Here is a 21,100-nt window from a genome sequence, read left to right on the forward strand (position 1 = left end):
TGACCGTCGTGGACGCCACGCCGGGGCAGTGACCAGCTGCCCGGCGTGGCGACCGCACCGGCGATGACTTCTCACTCGCTGGCTGACCTGGGCATTTGTCCACCGCTGTGCATCGACTTGTGGAGAACCAGACGTGACCGAGACACCCAGCCGCGACCGCGTCGAACCGGTCGACCTCCAGCAGGAGATGCAGCGCAGCTACATCGACTACGCGATGTCGGTGATCGTGGGCCGTGCGCTGCCCGAGGTGCGCGACGGCCTCAAGCCCGTGCACCGCCGCGTCCTGTACGCCATGTACGACCAGGGCTTCCGCCCCGACCGGGCCACCGTCAAGTGCGCCCGCGTCGTCGGTGAGGTCATGGGCAACTACCACCCGCACGGCGACTCGGCGATCTACGACGCCCTCGTGCGGCTGGCTCAGCCCTGGGCCCTGCGCTACCCGCTGATCGACGGCCAGGGCAACTTCGGCTCCCCGGGCAACGACCCCGCGGCCGCCATGCGCTACACCGAGGCCCGGCTGACGCCGCTGGCCATGGAGATGCTGCGGGACATCGACGAGGAGACCGTCGACTTCCAGCCCAACTACGACGGCACGAAGCAGGAGCCGCTCGTCCTGCCCGGCCGGTTCCCGAACCTGCTGGTCAACGGCTCGGCCGGCATCGCCGTCGGCATGGCGACCAACATGCCCCCGCACAACCTGCGCGAGGTCGCCGCCGCCGTCTTCTGGATGCTCGACCACCCCGACGCCGAGCCGGAAGAGGCGCTCACCGCCTGCATGACCCACATCAAGGGCCCGGACTTCCCGACCCACGGCCTGATCGTCGGCCGCGAGGGCATCGAGGACGCCTACCGGACCGGCCGCGGCTCGGTGCGCATGCGCGCCGTCGTCACCGTCGAGGAGGACGCCCGCGGGCGGGTGCAGCTGGTCGTCACCGAGCTGCCCTACCAGGTCAACCCGGACAACCTGGCCGAGGCGATCGCCGACGGCGTCCGCGACGGCCGCCTGCAGGGCATCAGCGAGATCGCCGACGAGTCCTCCGACCGCGTGGGCCGCCGGCTGGTCATCACCCTGCGCCGCGACGCCGTCGCCAAGGTCGTGCTCAACAACCTCTACAAGCACACCCAGCTGCAGACCACCTTCGGCTGCAACATGCTCTCCATCGTCGACGGCGTGCCCCGCACGCTGCGCCTGGACGAGCTGGTGCGCATGTGGGTCATGCACCAGATCGAGGTCATCGTCCGGCGCACCCGCTACCGGCTGCGCAAGGCCGAGGAGCGCGCGCACATCCTGCGCGGCTACGCCAAGGCCCTCGACCAGCTCGACGCCGTCATCGCCCTCATCCGGGCCAGCGAGTCCGCCGAGGCCGCCCGCACCGGCCTGATGGAGCTGCTCGACGTCGACGAGATCCAGGCCGTCTCGATCCTGGACCTGCAGCTGCGCCGCCTCGCCGCCCTGGAGCGGCAGCGGATCCTCGACGAGCTGGCCGAGATCGAGGCCCGGATCGCCGAGCTGCAGGCCATCCTCGACGACCCGGAGCGGCAGCGGCAGATCATCCGCGACGAGCTGGCCGAGATCGCCGAGAAGTACGGCGACGACCGGCGCACCCAGTTCGTGGCCAACGACGGTGACGTCTCGATGGAGGACCTCATCGCCGAGGAGCAGGTGGTCATCACGATCACCCGCACCGGCTACGCCAAGCGCACGAAGGCCGACCTGTACCGATCGCAGCGGCGCGGCGGCAAGGGCGTCATGGGCGCCGCGCTCAAGCAGGACGACCTGGTGCAGCAGTTCTTCGTGGGCTCGACCCACGACTGGATCCTGTTCTTCACCAACAAGGGCCGGGTGTACCGGGCCAAGGCCTACGAGCTGCCCGAGGCCGCGCGCACCGCCCGCGGCGCGCACGTGGCGAACATCCTGGCCTTCCAGCCGGACGAGAAGATCGCCCAGGTCATCCAGATCAAGGACTACACGGTCGCCCCGTACCTGGTGCTGGCCACCGCCCGCGGTCAGGTGAAGAAGACCCGGCTGGCCGACTTCGACTCCCCGCGCACCGGCGGCGTGATCGCGATCAACCTGCGCGAGAACGACGAGCTGGTGGGTGCGGCGCTGATCAGCCAGGAGGAGAACCTGCTGCTGGTCACCCGCAAGGCGATGTCGATCTGCTTCAAGGCCACCGACGAGCAGCTGCGGCCGATGGGCCGGGCCACCGAGGGCGTGCGCGGCATCTCGCTGGCCGACGACGACACGCTGCTGTCGATGATCGTCGTCCAGGAGGGCGTCGACGTCCTGGTCGCCACCGAGGGCGGCTACGCCAAGCGCACCGGCATCGAGCACTACCCGGAGCAGAACCGCGGCGGCAAGGGCGTCCTCACCGCCGACCCCAAGGCCCGCAAGGGCGCGTTGGTCGGCGCGCTGGCCGTGGTGCTCGGCGACGAGCTCTACGCGATCACCTCCGGCGGCGGCGTGATCCGGACGCCGGTGAACGGCGTCCGGCACACCCGGGACCGGGCCACCATGGGCGTCAAGCTCATGAACTTGCCGGAAGACGTCTCCATCGTGGCGATCGCGCGTACGACGGACAACGACGAGCCCGACGCCTAGGGTGGGGCGGATGCCGGGCCGGGTTCCGGGACGACGACGTCCTGGTCCCGGCCCGCGCCACCACCACGGCACCGACCACCCCGTCGTCCCCTCCCGGACGGCGCCGGCCGGTGAAGCGACGCGGCGAGAGCCGCAGGCGGACAGGAGACTGGGATGAGCGACCGGGCGCGCAGTTCGGTGCGTACCGACTCCCGTGAGGGGTCGGCAACGGCCGACGTCGAGCCGGCGGGCGCCACCCGGGCCAGCGACGTGCCGGCACCGGCACCCGCCGCCACCGGGCCCGACGCCGCCAAGGCCGAGGCCCCGGCGTCGTCCGCCCCCGTGGGGTCCACGGCCCGCCCGCTCGCCGGGCAGCCCGCGCCCGGTGAGGGCACCGCCGACGAGCCGCGGGCGGTCTCGACCCCCGGGCCGCCGGTGCCCCCGGCGGGTGCGGGCAACCGCATCTCCGCCGGCGTGCGGTCGGCCTCGGCCCGCGCCGCCGCGCCGATGGACGCCACCCAGTCGGTCACGCTGCCCCCCGCGGGCGCCCCGGCGCGGCCGTCCGACGACGCCCGCCCGGTCGACCCGCCGCGGGGCCCTGCCCCCCGGTCGGCCGACACCGGCCGGCCCACCACCAAGGGACGGCGCGGCCCGCGCCGGGCCCGGCTGCAGCTCCGCCACATCGACACGTGGTCGGCGCTGAAGATCTCGCTGGTCGTCTCGATCGCGCTGTTCTTCGTCTGGATGATCGCCGTCGCGGTCCTCTACGGCGTGCTCAGCGGGCTCGGCGTCTTCGACAGCATCAACGACCTCATCGGCCAGGTGAGCACGTCCACCGGCGGTGCGGCCGCCGACTCCTTCACCATCACCGCCGGGCTGGTCTTCACCGGCGCAGCCGTGATCGGTGCGGTCAACATCCTGCTGCTGACCGCGCTGTGCACCGTGGGCACGTTCGTCTACAACCTGTGCTCGGACCTGGTGGGCGGCCTCGAGCTCACCCTCGCCGAGCGCGAGTGAAAGGACCACCCTGCCCCCCGCTCCTCGCAGGCTCGGAGCGGGTCCCTGCAGGGTGGCCGGTAGGGCACTGCCGGCCGGCCCTGGAGCCCCCTGTCGGGGGGCTCCAGGGGGCCAGGTAAGCTGTTCACCGGCTCACGGGCGTGTAGCTCAGGCGGTTAGAGCGCATCCCTGATAAGGATGAGGTCGGAGGTTCAAGTCCTCCCACGCCCACCCGTGCACCGACGACGGAGGCCACCCACGACCAGCTGGTCGGGGTGCCCCCGCCCGAGGTCCCCGAAGCGGTCACCAGCGCCGCGGTGACCACCCCCAGTCCGAGGAGGTCACGCGTGCTGAAGAAGCTGGCGGTGGCAGCGCTCGCTGCCGGTGCCCTGGTCGCGGCGCGCAAGCGCACGGCCGCCAAGGGTGAGGCCGACCTCTGGGCGCAGGCCACCAGCGGCCCCGACGCGGTCAGCACCCCCCGCTCCTCCTGATCCACCCGCACCACCGCTCCGCCGGCGCCAGCGGCGCCGTCCCGGGGACGTAGCTCAATTGGCAGAGCACCGCCTTTGCAAGGCGGGGGTTAGGGGTTCGATTCCCCTCGTCTCCACCCAGGTCCCCCGGTGGCCCGCTGACCGCGGGTGCGCCGCCCGCCCGCTCGACAGGGCGCCCCGCCGGTGCGCGCAGGCCGCCCGCACCGCCCCGCCGGCGGCCGCCCGGCACCGGGCACCCAGCGCGGTCCCGGGCATCAGTGGGAGAGTGGTCTCGTGACTGAGCAGACTCCCGCAGCACGGCGTGCCGTCCTGCACACCAACCGTGGCGACATCACCGTCGACCTGTTCCCCGACCACGCGCCCAAGACGGTCGCCAACTTCGCCGAGCTGGCGGAGGGCACCCGCGAGTGGATCGACCCGCGCACCCGCGAGAAGACCACCGCCAAGCTCTACGACGGCACCGTCTTCCACCGCGTCATCGACGGGTTCATGATCCAGGGCGGTGACCCGCTGGGTCAGGGCACCGGCGGCCCCGGCTACCGCTTCGGCGACGAGTTCCACCCCGACCTGGCCTTCAACCGCCCCTACCTGCTGGCCATGGCCAACGCGGGCCCCGGCACCAACGGGTCGCAGTTCTTCATCACCGTCACCAACACCCCGCACCTGAACAACAAGCACACGATCTTCGGTGAGGTCGTCGACGAGGCCAGCAAGAAGGTCGTCGACGCCATCGCCACGACGCCCACCTCCCGCGGCGACAAGCCGGTGGACGAGGTCGTCATCACCTCCGTCGAGATCGAGCGCAGCTGAGCACGCCTGAGGGCAACGGGGGTGCCGGCGCGGGTGACCCGCAGCCGGCGCCCCCCGCCCGGACCTGCTACCGGCACCCCGACCGGCCCACCGGCGTCTCGTGCGTGCGCTGCGGCCGTCCCATCTGCCCGGAGTGCATGAACCCGGCCGCGGTCGGCTTCCAGTGCCCGGACGACGTCCGGGCGGGCAACGCCGGCGTGCGGCAGCCGAAGCGCACCGGGGGGCTGCGAGCCGCCGGTGGCCGCTTCGGGCCGGTCACGCTGACCCTGATCGGCATCAACGTGCTCGTGGCGCTGGCCACGGCCGTCTCGGCGATCAGCGTGGGCGTCAACCCGCTGACCAGCTTCTCCTCCCCGCTGCAGAACGACCTCGCCACCGCCCCGATCGCCATCGACCAGGGCGACTGGTGGCGGGTGGTCACCAGTGCGTTCACCCACGTGAGCCTCGTGCACCTGGTGTTCAACATGCTCGCGCTGCTGGTCTTCGGCTCCGAGCTCGAACGCCAGCTGGGCCGGGCCCGGTACCTGACCGTCTACCTCGTCTCGGCCCTCGGTGGCGCGGCGGCCATCCAGCTCTTCGCCCCGCCGTACCAGGGCGTGGTGGGGGCCTCGGCGGCCATCTACGGACTGCTGGGCGCCCTGGGCGTGCTGCTGCTGTCCCGGGGTGAGGACCTCCGCGGCCTGCTGACCCTGCTGGGCATCAACCTGGTCGTCAGCCTCCTGCCCGGCATCTCCTGGCAGGGCCACCTCGGCGGCCTGGTGGCCGGTGCGCTGGTGTCCGGCCTGCTCGTCCTGGGCCGGCGCAACCGCGCGCTCGCGGTCGGCGGCACCGCCCTGCTGGTCGTCGTCCTGCTGGTGCTCGTGTTCGGCGGGCTGCGCTAGCCCAGCGGCCAGGAGCCGGCCCCGGCGGCGTGCAGCGCCTCGGCGACCACCGCGGGGTCGGCTCCCAGCTCGCGGCGCCCCAGCACCACCAGGACGGCGTCGTCGCTGCGGTCCTCCAGCTCGAGGGTCGTCGACCGCACGCCCCACCGCCGCTGGCTGCGCACCCGCACCTGCAGCACCGGCCAGGCGATCTCCGTGCTGCCGGTCAGCCTGCGCGCCGTGACGCCGACGGCCCCGGCCCGCAGTCGGGGGCGCAGGAACGCGTCCTGCGCGGCCACGGCGAGCAGTCCCAGGCCGGCGCCACCCACCAGCCCTCGGCCGACCGGGTCGACCGTCAGCACGGCCAGCACCAGCCCGAGCCCGGCGACCGCCGTCACGACCGTCCCGGCGACGCGGGGTGACCACTGCACGCGGCCAGCTTGTCACCCCCGCGGCGCGGACGTCCCCAGGGTGGGCACCGTCGCAGGTCGGCTCCGTCCACAGCCCGGACCCGTCTCCCCGTGGTTGTCCTCACCCCTGGTCGCCGCTCGGTGACCGCGCGGAAGTGTCGACATCTCGCCGGGACACGCCCACGAACACTGCCGCACGCTGTTGGTTTGCCCCGACGCGGGACGGGTAGTAGGGCGCCGCTGCCTGGCCGGGTCGGGCACTTTTCCCACAGCTGTGTACACAGCTGGGGACGGACTTCCACGTCTGTAGTCACCTCGGTGTGGTTTGCGCCCCAGCAGTCACAAGCGGGCCATCCGCGCAGGTCAGCTGCGTGGGAGCCGGTTGGGGAACTCCACAGTTCGTGGACAACTCCGTGGACGGGGCGCTGCGCCGCCTGTGGACAGAGCCGGGGCCGCTGTGCACAGTCGCTCGCCTCAGCGAGCACCGACGAGCCCCTGACCTGCGCGGTTACCGCCTTGTCGACAGCGCCGAGGGGTCACCACAGGGCTCCGGACGGTGACCGGCCGCCGTCCCCAGGTCGATGGACACCGGGACCTCCGCCGAGACCCGCTGCACGCCCCCTGGAGACGACGAAGGCCCCCGTCCCGGAGGGGACGGGGGCCTGTCGGCCGGGGGCGCGTCAGCGCCAGCGCATCGACATCACGAGGCCGGCGACCATCAGGCCGAAGCCGATGAGGAAGTTCAGGGAGCCGAGGGAGACCATGAAGCCGATCCGGTCGCCGGCCACGTAGTAGACGACGATCCACAGCAGCCCGACCAGCATCAGCGCGATCATGAGGACGGCGTACCAGCGGGGGCTCGGCTGGGCGGCGCGAGCCCGCGCGGCCGTTGCGGGCAGGACCCCCTCCGGCGGCGTGTAGACGGACTTCTTGCGCACCTTCGACTTCGGCACCTGCGGACTCCCTCCCGGGCCGTGGCCTGTCGCCCCGGCGTGAACTCCCCTCAGCCTAAGCTGCAGGCCCAGCGGACAGGCCCACGCACGCGGGCCGGGTCACCCGACCCGGCGTCCCGGCGGGGCCCCGGGGAGCGAGCAGCGGAGGTCGACGTGCGCCGGTGGGGCGGCTCGCCGCGGTGGAGCCCGTGGACGGCGCTGGTGCCCGTGGTCGCCCTGGTGGCCGGGTTCATCTTCGCCACCTCCGGCACCACCGCCCAGGGCACCGACCTGCGCGCCGGGGAGAGCTCGCAGCTGGCCGACCTGATCGACCAGCGCGAGGCGTCGGTCGCGGACCAGCAGACGACCCTGGCCGCGCTGCAGGCCCAGGTGCAGGAGCTCACCGACCAGGCCGCCACCCGCAACGGCGCCGTGGCCGAGGCGCAGGACCTGGGCCGGGCCGGGCTGCCCTCGGCCGGCCTGACCGGCCTGGTGGGCCCCGGGCTCGTCGTCACCCTCGACGACGCCCAGCTCGGCCCCAACGGGGCGCTGCCGGCCGGCGCCCGCCCGGACGACGTCGTCATCCACCAGTCCGACGTCCAGGGCGTGGTGAACGCGCTGTGGGCCGCCGGCGCCGACGGGGTGTCGATCATGGGCCGGCGGCTGACGGCCACCAGCGCGGTCATCTGCGTGGGCAACACGCTGCTGCTGCAGGGGCGGACCTACTCCCCGCCCTTCGTCGTGGCGGCCGTGGGCAGCGCCGGGCAGCTGCGCAGCCAGCTCGGGGCGTCGGCGGAGGTTCGGCTCCTGCGCGACGCCGCCGACCGCTACGGCCTCACCTACGACGTCACCGACGAGCGCGCGGTCACCCTGCCGGCCTACGACGGTGCGCTGGACATGCAGTACGCCCGCACCGACTGAGCCGACCGGCGGGTGACGGGGCCGGGCCGGGCGTGTACACCTGGACCCGGGCAGCGCCCGCCGTCGTGCGGCACCGCCGTCCGAGCCCGTCGCCGTCCTGCCCGTCCGACCTTGTCGCCGTCCTGCCCGTCCGACCCTGTCGCCGTCCTACGGAGCCGTGAACCCGCCGTGACCCTCCCCGACGCCCCTGCAGCGACCCGGCCGGTGCTGGTCGTCGACAACTTCGACAGCTTCGTCTACAACCTCGTGCAGTACCTGGGGCAGCTGGGCGTGCCCAGCCTGGTCCGGCGCAACGACGCGGTGAGCGTGGCCGAGCTCGAGGACCTCGACGTCGCCGGTGTCCTGCTCTCCCCGGGTCCGGGCACCCCCGTCGACGCCGGCGTGACCGTGCCGATGGTCCGGGCGGCCGCCGAGGCGGGTCTGCCGGTGCTGGGCGTCTGCCTCGGCCACCAGGCCATAGCCGAGGCGTTCGGTGGCGTCGTGGGCCGGGCCCCGGAGCTGCTGCACGGCAAGACCAGCCAGGTCCTGCACGACGGCGTGGGCGTGCTCGCCGGGCTGCCCAGCCCGTTCACCGCCACCCGCTACCACTCGCTGGCGGTCGAGGCCGACACCGTCCCCGACGAGCTCGAGGTCACCGGCCACACCCCGTCGGGGATCGTGATGGCGCTGCGGCACCGTGAGCTGCCGATCGAGGGCGTGCAGTTCCACCCCGAGTCGGTGCTCACCGAGGGCGGGCACCAGCTGCTGGCCAACTGGCTGCTCTCCTGCGGCCTGGCCCCGGACCCGGCCCTGGTCGAGGCGGCTTCCGCCGCCACCCGCCGGCTCACCACCGCCACCGTCTGACGGCCACCGGCCGCACCGGGCCGCACACGCACGAGGGCCCCTCTCCCGGGCGGGAGAGGGGCCCTCGTGCGTGTGCCGTCCGGCTCAGGGGGACGGCGCGGCCGGGAGGCTGCTGCCCGGAGCCGGGGTGGGCGGTGCGCTGCTGCCGGGTGCCGGGGTGGCCGGTGCGCTGCTGGCCGGCGTCGGCGTCGGCACCGGTGCGGTGGGCGTCGGGGTCACCGGGATCGGGACGGCGACGAGCAGCGTCACCTGGTCGCCGCGGGACACCGGGGACCGCGGGCCCGGGTCGGTGTTGACGATGCTGCCCGGGGCGACGGTGTCGGACTCGGCGTTGTTCTCCACGATGTCGCCGTTGTCGATCCCGGCATCGACGAGTGCCTGGCGTGCCGCTGCCTTCGGCAGGCCCCGCACGTCGGGCAGGCCGGTCGACCCGGTGGACACCGACAGGGTGATGCGGGCGTCCGGCGCGGCCTGCGCACCGACCGCGGGCTGGACCTCCACGACCGTCCCCTCGGGCTCCAGGGAGTCGGTCTGCCGGGTGTTCACGCTGCCGGTGAAGCCGGCGGCCTCGAGGGCGTCCTGGGCGTCGGCGGAGTCCTGGCCGACCACGTTCGGGACGGCGATGCTGTTCGGCCCGGTGCTGAGCACCAGCGCCACCCGGGACTGCTCGGCGACCTGTGCGCCGGTGGCCGGGTTGGACCGGATCACCAGGCCCTTGGCGACGGTGGTGCTCTGCTCGTTGGTGACGTCGCCGGCCACGAGCTTGGCGGCGTTCAGGCTGGCGGTCGCCGCCTCCTGGGTCTGGTTGACCACGTTGGGCACCGGCACCTGGACAGCCGCCGGGGCCACCGGTGTCTTGTCCCCGCCGCTGTTGAGCAGGACGATGCCGACCACCACCAGCGCCAGCAGCACGAGGCCGCCGACCACCGCGGCGATCACGGTGCGCCGCTTGCCGCGGCCGTCGTCCTGCTCGTCGTCCCAGTTGTCCGCGTCGTCGTACCCGGCGGGGGACGCGCCGATGATCGTGGTGCGCTCGGCGTCGCTCATGACCGGCGTCGCCTCGACCCGCTGGCCGGCGACGGCGCGCAGCAGGTCGGCGCGCATGTCCGCCGCCGACTGGTAGCGGTTGGCGGGGTTCTTGCTCATCGCCTTGAGCAGGATGGCGTCCAGCGCCGGTGGGATGGCCGGGTTGATCGACGACGGCGTCCGGGGGTCCTCGCGCACGTGCTGGTAGGCGACCGCCACGGGGGAGTCGCCGGTGAACGGCGGGGTGCCGGTGACCAGCTCGTAGAGCAGGCAGCCGGCCGAGTAGACGTCGGAGCGGGCGTCGACGCCCTCGCCGCGGGCCTGCTCGGGGGAGAGGTACTGGGCGGTCCCTATCACCGCGGCCGTCGACGTCATGGTCGCGGCGGAGTCGGAGACCGCGCGGGCGATGCCGAAGTCCATCACCTTGACCGTGCCCTGCGGCGTGATCATGACGTTGCCGGGCTTGACGTCGCGGTGCACGATGCCGTTGCGGTGGCTGAAGTCCAGCGCGGCGCAGATGTCGGCGGTCAGCGACATGGCGCGCTCGGGGGAGAGCCGGCCCTCGCGGCGCAGCAGGTCGCGCAGCGTCTCGCCCTCGACGTACTCCATCACGATGTACGGGGTGGCGCCGGTGGTGGTGCGGTCCTCGCCGGTGTCGTAGACGGCCACGATCGCCGGGTGGTTCAGCGACGCCGCGGCCTGGGCCTCGCGGCGGAAGCGGACCTGGGACGAGGGGTCGCGGGCGAGGTCGCCGCGCAGCACCTTCACCGCCACCTCGCGGCCGAGCCGCAGGTCGCGCCCGCGGTGCACCTCGGCCATGCCGCCCCGGCCGAGGACCCCACCGATCTCGTAGCGCTCGCCGAGCACCTGGGGGGTGGTCATCGGGATCGGGGGTCCTCTCGGGGTGTGCCTCGTGGGCTGCAGAGCGGTGGTCGCGGCGCCGGGACCACCCGACCGCGGTGCGGCGGGCCGTCGGCGAGCCTAATCGCTGGCCGGGGTGTGCCCGGGACGACGCGGACGGCGCGGAACGCCTGGGTCACCGGTGGCTCACGGGACGGCCGGCGGCGCCACGGCGTCCCCGCCGATCTGGGTCGACTCGGTCGGCGACTCCGAGGGCGCTGCGGACGACGAGGGGGCGGCGGAGGTGGGTGCCGCGCTGGTCGCAGGGGTGGACGTGGTGGGCGCCGCGCCCCCGCCGCTCCCGGCCCCGCCACCGGATCCGCCGCCGGCACCCCCGCCCGCGCCGCCACCGCTGGGGCTGGTGTTGGCCGAGCTGGGTGAGGGGGAGGGGCGGTTGGGCGCCGGCGGGGCGTTGCCGGGGGCCGGGCTGCCGCCACCACCACCTGCGCCACCACCCGCACCGCCGCCCGCGCCCGCGCCGCCGCCGGCCGAGGTGGCCCCGCTGGTGGGCTGCTGGCCGGCGTCGCCACCGTCGCTGGGTGCGTCGGTGGTCTCGGCCGCGTCGGCGGTGTAGCCGTCGGAGGCGACGAACAGCGTGATCCGCGTGCTGCGGTCGACGCGGTCGGTGTCGGGGCTGACGTCGGCGACGTCGTCCCGCTCGAGGTCGGTCCCGGCGCCCGTCAGCTGGTCGCGGGTGGCCTCCACGACGTCCACCTGCAGCCCGTCGGCCCGCAGGAGCTCGGTCACGACGTCGACGTTCTGGCCGATGTAGGCGGCCGGGGTGATCGCGACGACGTCGGTGCCGGTGGGCGAGACCGGTGCGGGGGTCGCGCCGACGGCGGTCGAGCTGGGGAGGGCCGACGTGCTGCCACCGCCGCCACCGGAACCGCCGGAGTTCAGCACGATCACGCCGGCGACCAGCAGCCCGAGCAGCGCCACGGCCGCGGCGGCCCAGAGCAGCCGGGTGCGGCGGCGGCCGGCCGGGTCGTCGGCGTCCTCGCCGTCCCACTGCTCGCCGGGGCCCGTGCCGTCGCCGCTGGTGGGCGGGCCGTGCAGCGGGGGCATGGTGCGCGGGGCGGTGGAGGGCATGACGCCGGTGGCGGCCTCGGCCGCCGGGATCATCGTGGTCGCGGTCCCGTCGGGGCCGATCACCTGGGTGGCGCCGGTGGGCGGGGGCACCGCACCGCCGGCGGCCACCTGGCGCACCGCCTCGGCGAAGGCGCCGCCGTCGGCGAAGCGGGCGGCGGGGTCCTTCGACAGCGCCCGGTCGATGAGCCGGCGCACCGCGGGCGGCACGTCACCCGGCAGCGGGGGCGGCGGCCGGTTGATCTGGGCCAGCGCGATCGCGACCTGCGACTCGCCGTCGAAGGGGCGCACCCCGGCCACGCACTCGTAGCCGAGCACGCCGAGGGAGTAGACGTCGGAGGCGGCGGTGACGACGTGGCCCTGCGCCTGCTCGGGGGAGAGGTACTGGGCGGTGCCCACGACCATGCCGGTGCGGGTCAGCGGGGCGGCGTCCCGCGCGTAGGCGATGCCGAAGTCGGTCAGCTTCACCACGCCGTCGGGGCGCACCAGCAGGTTGCCCGGCTTGATGTCCCGGTGCACCATGCCGGCGGCGTGCGCGGCGGACAGCCCGTCGCCGGCCTGGCCCAGCACGTCCAGCGTCTGCTCGGGGGTGAGCCGGCCGCGCTCGGCCAGGATCTGCACCAGCGGCTTGCCCTCGACGAACTCCATGATCAGGTAGGCCAGCCGCTGGCCGTCCTCGGTCGTCTCGCCGTAGTCGTAGACGGAGGCGATGTTGGGGTGCGACAGGGCAGCGGTGTGCCGGGCCTCGTTGCGGAAGCGGATGAGGAAGCTGGAGTCGCCGGTGTACTCGCTGCGCAGCACCTTGACGGCGATGATCCGGCCCAGCGTGCGGTCGCGGGCCTGCCACACCTCGCCCATGCCGCCGGTCGCGATCGGCTCGGTGACCTGGTACCGGCCGGCCAGCACGGTGCCCACACGGACGGCCATCAGTTCCCCTGTCCGAGGTGCGCTGCCATGACGGCGCGGGCGATCGGCGCCGAGGTGTCGCCGCCGGTGCCACCGCCGTTCTTCACGAACACCGCCACCGCGATCGTCGGGTCGTCGGCGGGTGCGAAGCCGATGAACCAGTTGTGGTCGGGGGCGTCCGTGCCGGTCTCGGCGGTACCGGTCTTGCCGGCCACCTGGACGCCGTCGATCCGGGCCCGCCGGCCCGTCCCGTTGTCGACCACGCTGCGCATCATCGTGGTCAGCTGCTCGGCCACCGAGGCCGAGATCGGCTGGGACATCTCCTCCGGGTCGGTCTGGTCGATGACCGAGAGGTCCGGCCCCTGGATGGACTTGACCAGGTAGGGCTTCATCAGGCTGCCGTCGTTGGCCACGGCCGAGGCGATCATCGCCGCCTGCACCGGGGTGAGGGACACGCTGGACTGACCGATCGAGCTCTGCCCGAGGGCGGCGTCGTCGGGGATGTCGCCGAGGGTGCTGGCGGCGACGGGCAGCGGCATGTCGAAGCCCTTGTCGTCGATGCCGAAGGCGCGGGCCATGTCGCGGACGCGGTCCTGGCCGAGGTCGATGCCCAGCTGGGCGAAGGCGGTGTTGCAGGAGATGGTGAGCGCGTCGATGAGCCGCTGCTGGCCCGACGGGTCGCAGGACTCGTTGCCGAAGTTGCGCAGTGGCTGGTTGGTGCCCGGCAGCACGTAGTCGCGGGGTGCGGGGATCACGGTGTCGGGCGTGTAGTCGCCGCTGGACAGCGCCGCCGCAGAGACGATCACCTTGAAGATCGACCCGGGGTGGTTGCGCTCGCTGGTCGCCTGGTCGACGCGCGGGTCGGCGTCGCCGGAGCCCTTGGCGGGGGTGATCTCGGAGTCGTAGGCGCGCACGGCGTCCAGGTCGTGGCTGGACAGCCGGTTGGGGTCGTAGGTCGGGGTGCTCGCCAGGCCCAGGACGGCGCCGGTCTTGGGGTCCAGGGCCACGACCGCGCCGGTGACGCCGTCCAGGCCCTTCATCGCCGCCTCCTGGACCGCGGGGTCCAGCGTCACCTCGACGTTGCCGCCGGAGAGGGTGCGACCGGTGAACAGATCGGCGACCCGGCGGCCGAACAGGCGGTCGTCGTCGCCGTTGAGGACGGCGTTCTCCGCCTCCTCCAGCCCGGCGGCGGTGGCGAGCACCGACTGGTAGCCGGTGACCGGGGCGTAGAGCGGGCCCTGGGGGTAGGTGCGGGTGAAGCGCAGCGGGTCGTCGGGGGCGCTGGGCACCGAGGAGGCGATCTCGTTGCCGGCCACCACGATGGCGCCCCGCTCCCGGTTGTACTGGTCGGACAGCTGCCGGGTGTTGCGGTCGTTGTCGCGCAGGCCGCTCGCGCGCACGACCTGGATGACGTTGACGTTGACGATCAGCAGGGTGAACAGCACCAGCACGGCGATGGCCACCCGGCGCAGCGGTGCGTTCACGGCCGGACCACCTCGGTGGGGGCGTCGGTGAGCGCCGGCGCCGGGGCGGCCGGCGGGGCGGCCGGGCGGCGGGCGGCGTCGCTGATCCGCACCAGCAGCGCGACCAGGCCGAAGTTCGCGACCAGCGAGGAGCCGCCGTAGGCGACGAACGGGGTGGTCAGGCCGGTCAGCGGCAGCAGCCCGGTGACCCCGCCGAGGACGACGAACACCTGCCAGGCGACGGCGAACGCCAGGCCCGCGGCCAGCAGCTTGCCGAAGCCGTCGCGCACGACGAGGGAGGTGCGCAGGCCGCGCTCGACCAGCACCAGGTAGATGATGATCAGCGCGACCAGGCCGAACAGGCCCAGCTCCTCACCGATCGCGGCGGCGATGAAGTCGCTCTTGGCGACCGGCACCTGGTCCGGGCGCCCACTGCCCAGCCCGGTCCCGAACAGGCCGCCGGTGCCGAGGCTGAACAGCGACTGGACCATCTGGTAGCCGCCGGTGTCGGCGTAGCCGAAGGGGTCCAGCCAGGTGTCGACGCGCACCCGCACGTGGCCGAAGACCTGGTAGGCCACGTACGCGCCGCCGGAGAACAGCACCAGGCCGATGACCAGCCAGCTGGCCCGCTCGGTGGCGACGTAGAGCATCACCACGAAGATGCCGAACAGCAGCAGCGAGCTGCCCAGGTCGCGCTCGAAGACCAGCACCAGGATCGAGGCGACCCAGGCCAGCACGACCGGGCCGAGGTCGCGGCCGCGGGGGAGCTCCAGCCCGGCCACCCGCCGGCTGGCCAGCGCCAGCACGTCGCGCTTGTCGACGAGGTAGGCGGCGAAGAAGACGATCAGGCAGATCTTGGCGAACTCACCCGGCTGGATGGAGAAGCCGGCGACCCGGATCCACAGCTTGGCGCCGTTGATCGTGGAGTTGGGCAGGACCGCCGGGATGGCCAGCAGCACCAGGCCGATCAGCGCCAGGGTGTAGGCGAAGCGGGCGAGCACGCGGTGGTCGCGGACGACGGTGAGCACGGCGACGAACAGCACCAGCCCGACCGTGGCCCACAGCAGCTGGACCGGGGCGTCCTCGCCGGAGTTGTTGCGGCCGAGGGTGTTCCCGGCGATGTCCAGCCGGTGGATCATCGTCAGCCCCAGGCCGGACAGCACCGCGATGCAGGGCAGCAGCAGCGGGTCGGCGTAGGGGGCGAAGCGGCGGACGACGAGGTGCGCGACCAGCCACAGCGCGCTGAACCAGGTGCCGAAGGTGGCCAGCTCCGGGCTGAGCGCGTCGGTCAGGGTCAGGTCGACGATGCACTGCGCGGCCAGGGTGAGCAGCACGGCGAAGGCGAGGAGCAGCAGCTCGGTGCCCCGTCGCGTCGGGGTGGCGGGGTTGCCCGCCGGCGTGCCGTTCGGGTCGGTGCCGGCCGCGCCCACCAGGCCAGCCACTAGTCGGCCGCCCGGCAGTCCACCCCCGGCTGACCCGGGCGGGGCTGCACCGGGGCCGAGCTGGTGGTGGTGGGTGAGGCGGAGGTCTGCGGGTCGGTGCTCGTCGCCGGGTCGCTGCTCGAGGGCGCGCCGCCGGACGGTGTGGGGAGTGCGGGGTCGGTGGCCGGCGGTGCGGTGACGCTCTCGGCCGGCGGGGCGGAGCTGGTGGCGCTGGGGGAGGTGCTGGCGGGGCTGGGGACGCGGCACTCGGGGAGCTGCTGCCCCTCGAGGTTGTTCAGGATGCGGTCGGCGTCGTCGCGGTCGAGGGCGTCGATCCCACCGGTGACCCGGTTGCGGGCGGCCTGGGTGAGGTCGCCGGTGTCCAGGGAGGTCTGCTGCTCGAGCCGGTAGAGGTCCACCCCGACGACCGAGGTGTCCAGACCGCGGAAGACGCCGACCCGGTCGCCGTCCGCGGTCTCGGTGACCCCGACGAACCAGTGCCCCATCACGAACAGGTAGCCGCCGATCGCGGCCGCGCCGAGCACCACCACCGCCGTCAGCGCGATCAGGCCGGTGCGCAGCGGACGGCGGCGGCGCACCGGCGGTGAGGCGGTGGCCTGGGCGGTGGGCTGCGGCCCGGCCTGCGGTTGGGACAGCGCCGCGCGCCCGGCGGCCGAACGGGGGTCGACCTCGCGCTGGCCGATGTTGTCGCCGGCCGCGCCGTCGATCACCGGCTCGACGAGCACGCCGCGGCCGTCGTCCTCGACCACGTCGGCGACGATGCAGGTGATGTTGTCCGGGCCGCCGCTGCGCAGCGCCAGCTCGATCAGCCGGTCGGCGGTGGCCTGGGCGTCGGGGGAGACCATGGCCTGGGCGATGGTCTCGTGGCTGACCACGCCGGACAGGCCGTCGGAGCACAGCAGGTAGCGGTCACCGGCGCGGGCGTCGCGCATCGACAGGTCGGGCTCGACGTCCTGGCCGTTGAGGGCGCGCAGCAGCAGCGAGCGCTGCGGGTGGCTGTTGGCCTCCTCCTCGGTGATCCGGCCCTCGTCGATCAGCGACTGCACGAAGGTGTCGTCGTGGGTGATCTGGGAGAGCTCGCCGTCGCGCAGCAGGTAGGCGCGGGAGTCACCGACGTGGCACAGGCCCAGCCGGCCGCCGGCGAACAGGACGGCGGTGAGCGTGGTGCCCATGCCCTCCAGCTGCGGGGCCTCCCGGATGACCTCGCGCAGGTGCTCGCTGCCGTCGAAGACCGCCTGGCGCAGCGCCTGCAGCAGGTCGCCGGAGGGGGCGTCGTCGTCGAGGTGCTCCAGGGCGGCGATGACGACCTTGCTGGCCACGTCACCGGCCGCGTGCCCGCCCATGCCGTCGGCGACGGCGAGCAGTCGTGGCCCGGCGTAGACCGAGTCCTGGTTGGTGCCGCGGATGAGCCCGCGGTCGGAACGGGCCGCGTAGCGGAGGACCAAGGTCATGAGCGCAGCTCCAGGACGGTCTGCCCGATCCGGATCGGCTGGCCGGAGCCGACCAGCAGCGGACCCTGCACGCGCTGCTGGTCGAGGTAGGTGCCGTTGGTGGACCCGAGGTCCTCGACGTACCACTGGCCGCCGCGGTTGGTGAGGCGTGCGTGCCGGGACGAGGCGAAGTCGTCGGTCAGCACGAGGGTCGAGTCGTCGGCGCGACCGATCAGGATGGCCTGCTCCCCGAGGGTGATGCGGGTCCCGGTGAGCGGACCGGCGGTGACGACGAGGTGCCGGGGGCCCCGGGCACCCCGCTTGCGGACCGGCGCCACGCGGGGTGGCACCGATGCGACCCGGCCGGTGCGGCCACCGAACAGGTCGGCGCGCACCACCCGGAAGGCAGCGAAGACGAACAGCCAGAGCAACAGCAGGAAGCCGAAGCGGAAGGCCTGGAGCACGATCTCGGAGGTCACGATGCCACCCCGTCCGTACGGCCCGCAGCCGGGCCGCTCATGCGCCGTCCTGCCGGTAGACCAGCACGGAGTGGCCGATCCGGATGACGTCGCCGTCGAAGAGCTCCTGGAAGCCGACCCGGCGGCCGTTGACCAGCGTGCCGTTGGTGGACCCCAGGTCCTGGACGGCGACGGTGTCGCCGTCGAGCTGGACGTCGGCGTGCTTGCGGCTCACCCCGGTGTCGGGGAGCCGGATGTCGGCCTCAGTGCCGCGCCCCAGCACGTTGCTGCCCTGCTCGAGCACGTGCTTGGTGCCCGGGCCGTCGACGACGAGCAGGTGGCTGACCGCCGCGGCGGGGTGGCCGACCACCGGTGGCGGCGCGGCGGGGGCACCGCTCCGCAGCGGCGGGAGCGGGGGGAGCCCGGGCGGCGGGGCCTGCGGGGGAGCGGCCGGTGCGGCCCGGTGGCCGTCGTCGCCGACGTGCGAGGCGACCTCGAAGACGCCGGTGCGGAGGCCGTCGTCGCGCTCCAGGCGGACCTCGACGTCACCGAAGGTCTGCCAGCCCTCGCCCTCGATGTGCTCCCGCACCATGTCGGCGAGCTCGGCGGCCAGCTGGTCGGACCACTCGGCGAGGTTGTCGTGGTCGGCGGGGCCCAGGGTCACGACGTAGACGTTGGGGGCCAGCACGCGGCCACCGCCGAGGACGGAGCGCTGCTCGTCGGCCTCGCGCTGCAGGGCGTGGGCGATCTCGGCCGGGTGGACCTTGCCCTTGAACACGCGGGCGAACGCCAGCCCGACCATGCCCTCCAGCCGTCGCTCGAAGCGCTGCAGCACACCCACAGTCGCTCCCTCGCGTTCGGCTGACCTCCCCCTGCACCTGAGCGCCGATCGTAACCGGGGGAGGGTCGCCGGACCGTTCGCCGAGGCGCGAGTCCGGTGGACGGGACGTCCGCGGCGAGCTCGCGGGACCGTTGTACCAGGACGGCGCCCCGGACGCCCCGGGCCGCGCCGGAGGACCCGTTCGGAGGGTGGTCGGCAGGGGCCCGGTGAACGGCTGCTAGAGTTCTCCCTCGCCAGGGCAAGTGGCGGAATGGCAGACGCGCACGGTTCAGGTCCGTGTGTCCGAGAGGACGTGGGGGTTCAAGTCCCCCCTTGCCCACCCAGACCCCTCCTCCGGGAGCGGGCACAGAGCGCCGGAGGCCGACAGGCCCCGGCGCTCTCCTGCTGTCCGGGCCGGGTCAGCCGGGCAGTCGCCGCGAGCGGTCCCGCGTCCGCCCGTCGCGGCCGCCGACGCTCTGGGCGAGCAGCACCGCGCCCCACGGCCCGATGACCCAGACCGGCCAGGGGTACAGCAGCTCGCCCGCGCCGAGCGACGTGGCCAGCCAGATGCCGACCACCAGCACCGCGGTGGCCAGCCAGCTCCCCCATGCGGCGCGCAGCGAGGCGCCCGGGTGCCCCCAGGCGGCGCACGACGAGTCGGCCGGCTCCGCCGCCGGCTTCGTCAGCTGCACCGGTGACGGCGCCGGCGTCTGCGGCGTCTGCGGCAGGTCGGTGGTCAGCTCCGCCAGCTCGCCGTAGGTGCGTGCGGCGTAGACGCGGGTCAGCCGCTCGTCGTACTCGGCGACGGTCAGCCGGCCGGCGGACATCGCGGCGCCGAGGCGGTCGGCGACCCCCGCCCGGTCGGCATCGGCGGCGCGCAGGTGGGGCTCGGGCATCGAGGGCTCCTCGGGTCGGCGTCCCCAGTGTGGCGCCGGGCACCGGTCCGCGGCCACTGACGTCTGTCACCACCTGGGGGCACGTTCCACGTGGAACGCAGCGCGGCGTCCTGTGGTGAGCTGTGCGCTCCGGCCGTCTCCCGTGGAGGACCCCATGTCGCTGCCCCCGTCGTCGCCCGAGCAGCTCTGGCCCGCCACCGAGCCGCGCGAGGCCGAGGTGACCGCCGGCGACGCCCGGCTGGTCGTCGACCTGCGCGGCGGTGGCCTGCGGGAGCTCGTCGTGGGCGGGTGGTCGGTCGTCGACGGCTACCCCGCCGGCACCGTGCCCGCCGGACGGCGCGGCGGTGTGCTGCTGCCCTGGCCCAACCGGCTGCGCGGCGGCCGCTGGTCGTGGCGGGGTCGGGACCTGCAGCTGGACGTGGTCAGCGAGGCCTCGCCCAACGCCGTCCACGGCCTGGTCACCGCCCAGCGGTGGGAGGTGCTGGCCCAGCGGGACGGCGCCGTCACGGTCGGGACGACGATCGAGCAGCGCACCGGCTGGCCGTTCCGGCTCGCGGCGGCGGTCGACTACGAGCTGGCACCCGGGCGGCTGACCGTCACGGTGCGGGTGCGCAACGCCGGTGAGGACGACGCCCCGTTCGGGGCCGGGATGCACCCCTACTTCTCCGTGGGCGCGGACGCCCCGGGTGGCGTGGCCGCCGCCGAGCTGTCCGTGCCGGCCCGCACCGCGCTGGTGCTCGAGGGCGGGCTGCCCACCGGTGGCAGCCGGCCCTTCGACGGCGCGATCGGCACGATCGGTGAGCAGGCGATCGACACCGCCGTCACCGACCTGGTGCGCGACGACGACGGCTGGGCGCGCACCCGGCTGAGCGGCCCGGCCGGTGCGCTGACCGTCGCCGTCGACGGGGCCTGGCGGTGGCTGCAGGTCTACACCGGCGACACCCTCCCGGCCGACCAGCGGCGGCGCAGCGTGGCCGTCGAGCCGATGACCTGCCCGCCGAACGCCTTCGCCGACGGCGTCGACGTGCTGGTCGTGGCGCCGGCGGAGACCTGGTCGGGCAGCTGGACCTGCGAGTGGACGCCGGCGTGACCGGTCCACTGGCGGTGCTGGAGGTCTGGCGCTACCCGGTGAAGTCGCTGCTCGGCGAGCGGCTGGAGCAGGCCGAGCTGGGCGCCGAGGGCGTGGCGGGTGACCGCGGCTGGGCCCTGTTCGACGCCGTGACCGGCTTCGGGCTCACCGCCCGCCGGGTGCCCGAGCTGCTGTTCGCGGCCGGCCGGCTGCGCGCCGACGGCACCGCGGAGGTGGTGCTGCCCGACGGCACGGCCACCACCTCCGACGACGTCCTGTCGGACTGGGCCGGGCGCCGGGTGACCCTGCGGCGGGCCGCGGAGGTGGGCGGCGACCGCCGCTACGAGAACCCGGCCGACATCGACGACGAGGCCGGCCGCTGGAACCCCTTCTCCGGCGCCGACGGCGCGTTCCACGACAACGCCGACGCCCGCGTGACGTGCGTGTCCACCGGCACGCTGGGCGGCTGGGACCGCCGCCGCTTCCGGGCCAACGTCGTCCTGGCCGGGGCGGGGGAGGACGAGCTGGTGGGCCGACGCGTGACGGTGGGCGGTGCCGAGCTCGACGTCGTCCGGCGGGTGCCGCGCTGCGTGATGACCACCCGGCCGCAGGCCGGCGGCATCGCCCGGGACACCGCGGTGCTCAAGACCATCCACCGGGAGCGCGGCGGGGCGCTGGCGGTGGGCGCGCTGGTGGCCCGGCCGGGCACGGTCACGGTGGGCGATGCGCTGGTCGTGGCCTGAGCCGGGGAGGATGGCGC

At 74.2% G+C, this 21,100-nt stretch carries 19 protein-coding genes and 3 tRNA genes; 12 read left to right on the top strand and 10 right to left on the bottom strand.

Annotated elements, in window-relative coordinates; genetic code table 11:
* Positions 1-133: 133 nt before the first annotated feature.
* The 7 genes from gyrA to KUM42_RS10575 all read left to right on the top strand — a co-directional run bounded on the left by gyrA (position 134) and on the right by KUM42_RS10575 (position 5,759).
* Positions 134-2,602: a DNA gyrase subunit A gene (gene gyrA, locus KUM42_RS10545; RefSeq protein ID WP_237492058.1), complete on the top strand. Its 2,469-nt coding sequence runs from the start codon at positions 134-136 to the stop codon at positions 2,600-2,602.
* A 153-nt stretch (positions 2,603-2,755) separates the two neighbouring features.
* Positions 2,756-3,598: a DUF3566 domain-containing protein gene (locus tag KUM42_RS10550; RefSeq protein WP_237492059.1), complete on the top strand. Its 843-nt coding sequence runs from the start codon at positions 2,756-2,758 to the stop codon at positions 3,596-3,598.
* A gap of 136 nt (positions 3,599-3,734) precedes the next feature.
* Positions 3,735-3,808, top strand: a tRNA-Ile gene (locus KUM42_RS10555).
* A 116-nt stretch (positions 3,809-3,924) separates the two neighbouring features.
* Positions 3,925-4,068 carry a DLW-39 family protein gene (locus tag KUM42_RS20280; protein WP_304610695.1) on the top strand — a complete coding sequence of 48 codons (144 nt, stop codon included), beginning with the start codon at positions 3,925-3,927 and terminating at the stop codon, positions 4,066-4,068.
* Positions 4,069-4,111: 43 nt separating this feature from the next.
* Positions 4,112-4,184, top strand: a tRNA-Ala gene (locus KUM42_RS10565).
* Between the two features lie 157 nt (positions 4,185-4,341).
* Positions 4,342-4,878: a peptidylprolyl isomerase gene (locus tag KUM42_RS10570; protein WP_237492060.1), complete on the top strand. Its 537-nt coding sequence runs from the start codon at positions 4,342-4,344 to the stop codon at positions 4,876-4,878.
* Between the two features lie 137 nt (positions 4,879-5,015).
* Entirely contained in the window at positions 5,016-5,759 is a 744-nt protein-coding gene (locus KUM42_RS10575) for a rhomboid family intramembrane serine protease (RefSeq protein WP_237492061.1), read from the top strand.
* On the opposite strand, the gene KUM42_RS10580 is transcribed toward KUM42_RS10575, so the two are convergent.
* Entirely contained in the window at positions 5,756-6,169 is a 414-nt protein-coding gene (locus KUM42_RS10580) for a PH domain-containing protein (RefSeq protein ID WP_237492062.1), read from the bottom strand. The genes KUM42_RS10575 and KUM42_RS10580 overlap by 4 nt on opposite strands.
* A 659-nt stretch (positions 6,170-6,828) precedes the next feature.
* Positions 6,829-7,101 carry a cell division protein CrgA gene (gene crgA, locus KUM42_RS10585; RefSeq protein ID WP_237492063.1) on the bottom strand — a complete coding sequence of 91 codons (273 nt, stop codon included), beginning with the start codon at positions 7,099-7,101 and terminating at the stop codon, positions 6,829-6,831.
* Between the two features lie 153 nt (positions 7,102-7,254).
* On the opposite strand from crgA, the gene KUM42_RS10590 reads away from it, so the two are divergent.
* Together KUM42_RS10590 and KUM42_RS10595 are read left to right on the top strand one after the other, a co-directional pair.
* Complete coding sequence (locus KUM42_RS10590) at positions 7,255-8,001, top strand: DUF881 domain-containing protein (RefSeq protein ID WP_237492064.1); 747 nt, start codon at positions 7,255-7,257, stop codon at positions 7,999-8,001.
* 168 nt (positions 8,002-8,169) lie between these two features.
* Complete coding sequence (locus KUM42_RS10595; protein WP_237492065.1) at positions 8,170-8,844, top strand: aminodeoxychorismate/anthranilate synthase component II; 675 nt, start codon at positions 8,170-8,172, stop codon at positions 8,842-8,844.
* A gap of 84 nt (positions 8,845-8,928) precedes the next feature.
* Here the strand turns inward: KUM42_RS10595 and pknB are convergent, their stop codons facing one another.
* The 7 genes from pknB to KUM42_RS10630 all read right to left on the bottom strand — a co-directional run bounded on the left by pknB (position 8,929) and on the right by KUM42_RS10630 (position 18,396).
* Positions 8,929-10,752, bottom strand: a complete 1,824-nt coding sequence (gene pknB, locus KUM42_RS10600; protein ID WP_237492066.1) for a Stk1 family PASTA domain-containing Ser/Thr kinase — start codon at positions 10,750-10,752, stop codon at positions 8,929-8,931.
* Positions 10,753-10,917: 165 nt separating this feature from the next.
* Positions 10,918-12,783: a serine/threonine-protein kinase gene (locus KUM42_RS10605; protein WP_237492067.1), complete on the bottom strand. Its 1,866-nt coding sequence runs from the start codon at positions 12,781-12,783 to the stop codon at positions 10,918-10,920.
* The gene (locus KUM42_RS10610) at positions 12,783-14,246 is read right to left on the bottom strand and encodes a penicillin-binding protein 2 (protein WP_237492068.1); all 1,464 of its coding nucleotides are present in this window, start codon (positions 14,244-14,246) and stop codon (positions 12,783-12,785) included. The genes KUM42_RS10605 and KUM42_RS10610 overlap by 1 nt, the downstream gene beginning before the upstream one ends.
* The gene (locus KUM42_RS10615) at positions 14,243-15,667 is read right to left on the bottom strand and encodes an FtsW/RodA/SpoVE family cell cycle protein (RefSeq protein WP_237492069.1); all 1,425 of its coding nucleotides are present in this window, start codon (positions 15,665-15,667) and stop codon (positions 14,243-14,245) included. Before KUM42_RS10615 ends, KUM42_RS10610 begins: the two co-directional genes overlap by 4 nt.
* Positions 15,667-17,118, bottom strand: a complete 1,452-nt coding sequence (locus KUM42_RS10620) for a PP2C family serine/threonine-protein phosphatase (RefSeq protein WP_237492070.1) — start codon at positions 17,116-17,118, stop codon at positions 15,667-15,669. The genes KUM42_RS10615 and KUM42_RS10620 overlap by 1 nt, the downstream gene beginning before the upstream one ends.
* Positions 17,115-17,576, bottom strand: a complete 462-nt coding sequence (locus KUM42_RS10625) for an FHA domain-containing protein (RefSeq protein WP_237492072.1) — start codon at positions 17,574-17,576, stop codon at positions 17,115-17,117. Before KUM42_RS10625 ends, KUM42_RS10620 begins: the two co-directional genes overlap by 4 nt.
* A 37-nt stretch (positions 17,577-17,613) precedes the next feature.
* A complete protein-coding gene (locus KUM42_RS10630; RefSeq protein WP_237492074.1) occupies positions 17,614-18,396 on the bottom strand; it encodes a DUF3662 and FHA domain-containing protein in 783 nt (260 codons plus the stop codon).
* A gap of 236 nt (positions 18,397-18,632) precedes the next feature.
* On the opposite strand from KUM42_RS10630, the gene KUM42_RS10635 reads away from it, so the two are divergent.
* A tRNA-Leu gene (locus tag KUM42_RS10635) sits at positions 18,633-18,715 on the top strand.
* 79 nt (positions 18,716-18,794) lie between these two features.
* Here the strand turns inward: KUM42_RS10635 and KUM42_RS10640 are convergent.
* A complete protein-coding gene (locus tag KUM42_RS10640; RefSeq protein WP_237492075.1) occupies positions 18,795-19,271 on the bottom strand; it encodes a DUF1707 domain-containing protein in 477 nt (158 codons plus the stop codon).
* Positions 19,272-19,425: 154 nt separating this feature from the next.
* Between KUM42_RS10640 and KUM42_RS10645 the strand changes: the two genes are divergently transcribed.
* Together KUM42_RS10645 and KUM42_RS10650 are read left to right on the top strand one after the other, a co-directional pair.
* The gene (locus tag KUM42_RS10645) at positions 19,426-20,361 is read left to right on the top strand and encodes an aldose epimerase (RefSeq protein ID WP_237492077.1); all 936 of its coding nucleotides are present in this window, start codon (positions 19,426-19,428) and stop codon (positions 20,359-20,361) included.
* Positions 20,358-21,083 carry an MOSC domain-containing protein gene (locus tag KUM42_RS10650; protein WP_237492079.1) on the top strand — a complete coding sequence of 242 codons (726 nt, stop codon included), beginning with the start codon at positions 20,358-20,360 and terminating at the stop codon, positions 21,081-21,083. Before KUM42_RS10645 ends, KUM42_RS10650 begins: the two co-directional genes overlap by 4 nt.
* Positions 21,084-21,100: the final 17 nt, after the last annotated feature.

The sequence above is a fragment of the Modestobacter sp. L9-4 genome, assembly GCF_019112525.1.
Lineage (GTDB): Bacteria > Actinomycetota > Actinomycetes > Mycobacteriales > Geodermatophilaceae > Modestobacter.